Raw genomic sequence first — 4,877 nt, forward strand, 5'->3', positions numbered from 1 at the left:
GCACGCCCTCTTCGGGCTCGGGCAGGGCGCACTGGCGATGGCCGCGCCGACCCCGGCGTCCGACGGCTCGGAGGGCCGGCTGATCGCGTTCGCCGCGCGGCTGATCTGCAATCACCCCGGCCGGCTGACCGCCGCCGAGGCGCGGCGCCTGGTGGAGGACTCCGGAATCAGCCCGTCCACGGTCCACTCCATGACCGGGATGTCCGGCATGCCGGGTGTGTCGGCGGACGGCGCCGGGCTGTCGCATCTCGCCCTGCTCCAGAGCCTGCTGCCCACCCTCCCCATGGTGCTCGGCCACCTCCTCGCCGGGCTCGCGGCGGGCTGGCTGCTGCGCCGCGGCGAGGCCGCGCTGTGGCGGGCGGTCCGGCTCTCCGCGCAGGCCGCACACCTGGTCGCGGACACCGCGCTGGTCCTGGCCCTGCGCGCCGCACTGCGCCGCGTACGGTCCGCCCTGCGCGCCGGGGCGGGCGAGGAGGCGGCCGCGGCCACCGTACGCAGGCCCGCCCGCCGCTCGTACGAGAACGACGAAGCCGCTCCGCGCGAACTCGCCCTCACCCACAGTGTGGTCCGGCGGGGGCCGCCGCACTGCGCACTGGCGGCCTGAGAGACGCGACGCATTCCCGGCGACCGGCCGGGTGGGCGCTCGCGCGGCCGCCGTACGCGCACCCCGCCCCCTGTCGTCCCCCTGTGGAGGGTTCACCGTCATGAACGCCACGCGCGCCGCTCGCAGTACCGCGCTCCGCCGTCTCCCACTCGTCTCCGCCCTCGCCGGCGGCACCGTGCTTCTTCTCGCGGGGCCCGCCTTCGCGCACGTCAGCGTGCAGCCGGGGACCGCCGAGAAGGGCGGCTACACCACCGTCGCCTTCAAGGTCCCCAACGAGAAGGACAACGCCTCGACCGTCAAGCTGGAGGTCACCCTCGACCCCAAGCACCCCCTGCCGTCGGTCTCCACGCAGCCCGTGCCCGGCTGGGACGTCAAGGTGGACAAGACCAAGCTCGACAAGCCGATCAAGACGGCCGACGGCATGGTCAACGAGGCCGTCACCAAGATCACTTGGTCCGGCGGGAAGATCGAGCCGGGCAGCTTCCAGCAGTTCCCCGTCTCCATGGGCCCGCTGCCCAAGGACGCCGATCAGGTCGTCTTCAAGGCGCTCCAGACCTACTCGGACAACGACGTCGTGCGCTGGATCGACGCCAGCACCCCCGGCGGCGAGGAGCCCGACCACCCCGCGCCGGTCCTCAAGCTCACCGCGCCCGCCGCCGACAAGAGCAGCGGCGACGCCAAGACCGGCCAGTCCGAGGCGGCGGGCTCGAAGGCTTCCTCCGGCGACGGCGGCTCCGACACCACCGCCCGCGTGCTCGGCATCGTCGGCATCGTCGTCGGCGTGGCCGGCGTCGCCTTCGCCGTGCTCACCGGCCGCCGCCGCTCCCGCACCTGACCGCGGGGCCGGCCCCGGAACGTACGCCTGACCGTCGGGGCAGGCCCCCGGACCGTACGCCTGCGGCACGCGGGCGCCCGCTGACCGCCCGCGCCGGGCCTGCGGCATACGGTCCGAACGGGGCGGCGGAACCGATCCCGCCGCCCCGCCACCCCATCCCGTACACCTTCACGCTTACGGAGAAGAACTCCATGCGCACCAAGATCCTGGGCGCGGCGCTCGCCGTCACCGCCGCTCTCTCCCTCGCCGCCTGCGGCTCCGACTCCGACTCCGGCGGCTCGAAGGGCGACAAGCCCGCGATGTCCGTCTCCGGGGCCGACAAGAGCACCGGTGCGATCACCCTGGACACCGTCAAGGCCAAGCCCGACCTGGTCGTGACCGACACGGACGACAAGAAGTACGACCTGGTCAAGGAGACCAAGGGCCGCCCCGTCCTGCTCTACTTCGGCTACACCTACTGCCCCGACGTCTGCTCCACGATCGTCGCCGACATGGCCGCCGCCGCGAAGAAGCTCCCCAAGGCCGAGCAGGACAAGCTCCAGATGGTCTTCGTGACCACCGACCCCGCCCGCGACACCCCCAAGCGGATGCGCGAATGGCTCGACGCCCAGGGCGGCCAGAAGGTCCTCGGCCTCACCAGCGACTTCGCCACCATCCAGGCCGCCGCCAAACCGCTGGGCATCTTCGTCGAGAAGCCGAAGAAGCAGAAGGACGGCTCCATCACCGTCAGCCACGGCGCCGAGGTCGTCGCCTACTCCCCCAAGGACGACAAGGCGCACTGGATCTACACGGCCAAGAGCACCGCCGCGGACTACACCCGCGAGCTCCCGAAGATCGTCAAGGGGGAGAACCCCTGATGCGCAAGGCCACCGCCGCCACCGCCGCCGGCCTCCCGCTGGTCGTCGCGGCCGGCCTCGTCGCCGTGGCCGGGTGCGACTCGGGCTCGGGGGGCTCGAAGCCGGACCGCGCCGAACTGTCCGTCAGCGGCAGCTACATGCCCAGGCCCGCGATGGCCGACATGGCCGCCGCGTACTTCACCGTCAAGAACGACGGCGGCAAGGCCGACCGGCTCACCTCCGTCAGCAGCGCCCTCTCCCCCGACGTCACCATGCACGTCACCGAGGGCTCGCAGATGAAGGAGGCCAAGTCGCTGGACGTCCCGGCGGGCGGCGAGCTCACCCTGTCCCGCGGCGGCAACCACCTGATGCTCGGCAAGCTCGGCCATCTGCCCAAGGTCGGCGAGAAGATCGCGTTCACGCTGCACTTCGCCGACTCCAAGCCCGTCACAGTCAAGGTCCCGGTCGAATCCCCGACGTACCGCCCCAAGGACTGACGCGCGATGACCCCACCCACCGCCCGACGGCCGCTGCCGATATCCGGGGCCCTCCTCGTCGCGCTGCTGTGCGCGCTGCTGGGCACGCTGTCCTTCGGCGCGACGCCGGCCGCCGCGCACGCCGCGCTGACGGCCACCGACCCCGCCGACGGATCGGTCGTCAAGACCGCGCCCCAGCGGGTCAAGCTCACCTTCTCCGAAGGGGTGCTGCTCAGCGCCGACTCCCTGCGGGTCCTCGACCCGCAGGGCAAGCGCGTCGAGGAGGGCAGAGCCGCCCACGCGGACGGCGCGTCCGACACCGCGACCGTCGCCCTGCGCGGCGGGCTCGCCGACGGCACGTACACCGTCGCCTGGCAGGCGGTCTCCGCGGACAGCCACCCGGTGGGCGGGGCCTTCACGTTCTCCATCGGCGCCCCGTCCAAGACCACCGTCAAAGCCCCGGCCGCCGACGTCGACCCGACTGTGAACGCCCTCTACGGCATCGGCCGGTACGCCGCGTATGCCGGGTTCGTCCTCCTCGTCGGGGGCTGCGTCTTCGCGGGCGTCAGCCGCTCCTCGCGGCCCGTGCAGAAGATCGCGGTCGGCGGCTGGGTCACCCTGTTCGCCTCGACGACCGCGCTGCTGCTGCTCCGCGGGGCCTATACGAACACCAAGGGGCTCGGCTCCGTACTGGACTTCTCGCTGCTCGGCGGGGTGCTCTCCACCAAGCCCGGCGCGGCGCTGCTGTCCAGGCTGCTGCTGCTCAGCGCCGCCGCCGTGTTCCTCGCCGTGCTCTTCGGCTCGTACGCGCCGGGGGACGCGGCCGCGGCTTCGCGGGAGAAGCGGGAGAAGGAGCGCAAGGGGGACGCCGGGGCCGGCCGGCGCGGTCTCGGCTACGGGCTCGCCATCGGCGGGGCCGTCGTCGCCACCGGGCTCGCCGCCACCTGGTCGCTCGCCGAACACGCCTCCGTCGGCATCCAGCCGTACATCGCGATGCCCGTCGACATCCTCCATCTGCTCGCCGTCGGCGTCTGGCTCGGCGGGCTCGTCGCCCTCCTGGTCACCCTCCGCTCCGACACGCCCATCCGGCGCGCGGCCGTCCAGCGCTTCTCCCGGCTCGCCTTCGCGTCCGTCTGCGTCCTGGTCGCCACCGGCACGTACCAGGCGTGGCGGCAGGTCGGCACGTGGGGCGCGCTCACCGGCACCGCGTACGGCCGGTGGCTGCTCATCAAGGTCGGCCTCGTCGCCGTCGTGGTGGGCCTGGCCTACTTCTCCCGGCGCTGGACCAACCGGCTCGCGGACCGTACGGATACCGGCGGCAAGAAGGCGAAGGCTGTCAAGGCCGTCAAGGCCGCCAAAGCCGCGGAGAGAGCCCGCTCCGCGGAGAAGGCGAAGGTGGCCGTCGGCGGCGGGAGCTCCGACGAGCGCACCGCCCAACTCGCCCGGCAGCGCGCCGCGATGGACCGGGCCGCCGGGCAGCGCCGCCGCGACGCCGACGAGAACCGCACCGGACTGCGCCGTTCCGTACTCGCCGAGACCGGCGTCGCCGTCGTCCTGCTCGCCGTCACCACCGTGCTCTCCGGCACCCAGCCGGGCCGCGCCGAGACCGAGCAGAAGCAGGCCGCCGCCGGGAGTTCCTCGTCCGGGGCCGCCTCCGCCGGGCCCGTGGACGTCAAGATCCCCTACGACACCGGCGGCACCGACGGCCGCGGCACCGCCCGTATCACCATCGACCCCGCCCGCTCCGGCGACAACACCGTCGAGGCCCACACCACCGGCCCCTCCGGACGCCCCGTGGACGTACCGGAACTGGACATCTCCCTCACCGAGAAGGAGAAGAAGATCGGCCCGCTGCACACCGCGCTCAAACGCCAGTCCGCCGGGCACTGGAAGGCCACCGGCTTCCAGCTGCCGATGGCCGGCTCCTGGCAGCTCACCCTGACCGTACGGACCTCCGACATCGACCAGGTCACGGAGATCAAGAACGTGAAGATCAACTGATGACGAACGAACACCCCATCAGCAGGCGGCGGCTGCTCGGCACCGCCGGCGCGGCAGGAGCGGCGGGCCTCGTCGCGGGCGGCGCGAGCGGCGCGTTCACCGCACAGGCCGTACGGTCCGCGCCG

At 73.0% G+C, this 4,877-nt stretch carries 5 protein-coding genes; all 5 read left to right on the plus strand.

Features of this window, described 5'->3' with window-relative positions:
* The coding region (locus ACFU99_RS33115; protein WP_384399088.1) for a hypothetical protein at positions 1-604 on the plus strand (604 nt) is incomplete at its 5' end.
* Between the two features lie 100 nt (positions 605-704).
* Entirely contained in the window at positions 705-1,439 is a 735-nt protein-coding gene (locus ACFU99_RS33120; RefSeq protein WP_384399089.1) for a YcnI family protein, read from the plus strand.
* A gap of 191 nt (positions 1,440-1,630) precedes the next feature.
* Positions 1,631-2,296 carry an SCO family protein gene (locus ACFU99_RS33125; RefSeq protein WP_384399091.1) on the plus strand — a complete coding sequence of 222 codons (666 nt, stop codon included), beginning with the start codon at positions 1,631-1,633 and terminating at the stop codon, positions 2,294-2,296.
* The gene (locus ACFU99_RS33130; RefSeq protein WP_384399093.1) at positions 2,296-2,772 is read left to right on the plus strand and encodes a copper chaperone PCu(A)C; all 477 of its coding nucleotides are present in this window, start codon (positions 2,296-2,298) and stop codon (positions 2,770-2,772) included. The genes ACFU99_RS33125 and ACFU99_RS33130 overlap by 1 nt, the downstream gene beginning before the upstream one ends.
* A 6-nt stretch (positions 2,773-2,778) precedes the next feature.
* Positions 2,779-4,752 (plus strand): copper resistance CopC/CopD family protein, encoded by a 1,974-nt coding sequence (locus tag ACFU99_RS33135; RefSeq protein WP_384399095.1) that lies wholly within the window; start codon positions 2,779-2,781, stop codon positions 4,750-4,752.
* Positions 4,753-4,877: the final 125 nt, after the last annotated feature.

This window comes from Streptomyces sp. NPDC057654 (genome assembly GCF_042800135.1).
Taxonomy (GTDB): Bacteria; Actinomycetota; Actinomycetes; order Streptomycetales; family Streptomycetaceae; genus Streptomyces.

Coding starts and splice junctions, on each gene's coding strand:
- ACFU99_RS33125 (WP_384399091.1), top strand. CDS start 1,631: ATGCGCACCAAGATCCTGGGCGCGGCGCTCGCCGTCACCGCCGCTCTC.
- ACFU99_RS33135 (WP_384399095.1), top strand. CDS start 2,779: ATGACCCCACCCACCGCCCGACGGCCGCTGCCGATATCCGGGGCCCTC.
- ACFU99_RS33120 (WP_384399089.1), top strand. CDS start 705: ATGAACGCCACGCGCGCCGCTCGCAGTACCGCGCTCCGCCGTCTCCCA.
- ACFU99_RS33130 (WP_384399093.1), top strand. CDS start 2,296: ATGCGCAAGGCCACCGCCGCCACCGCCGCCGGCCTCCCGCTGGTCGTC.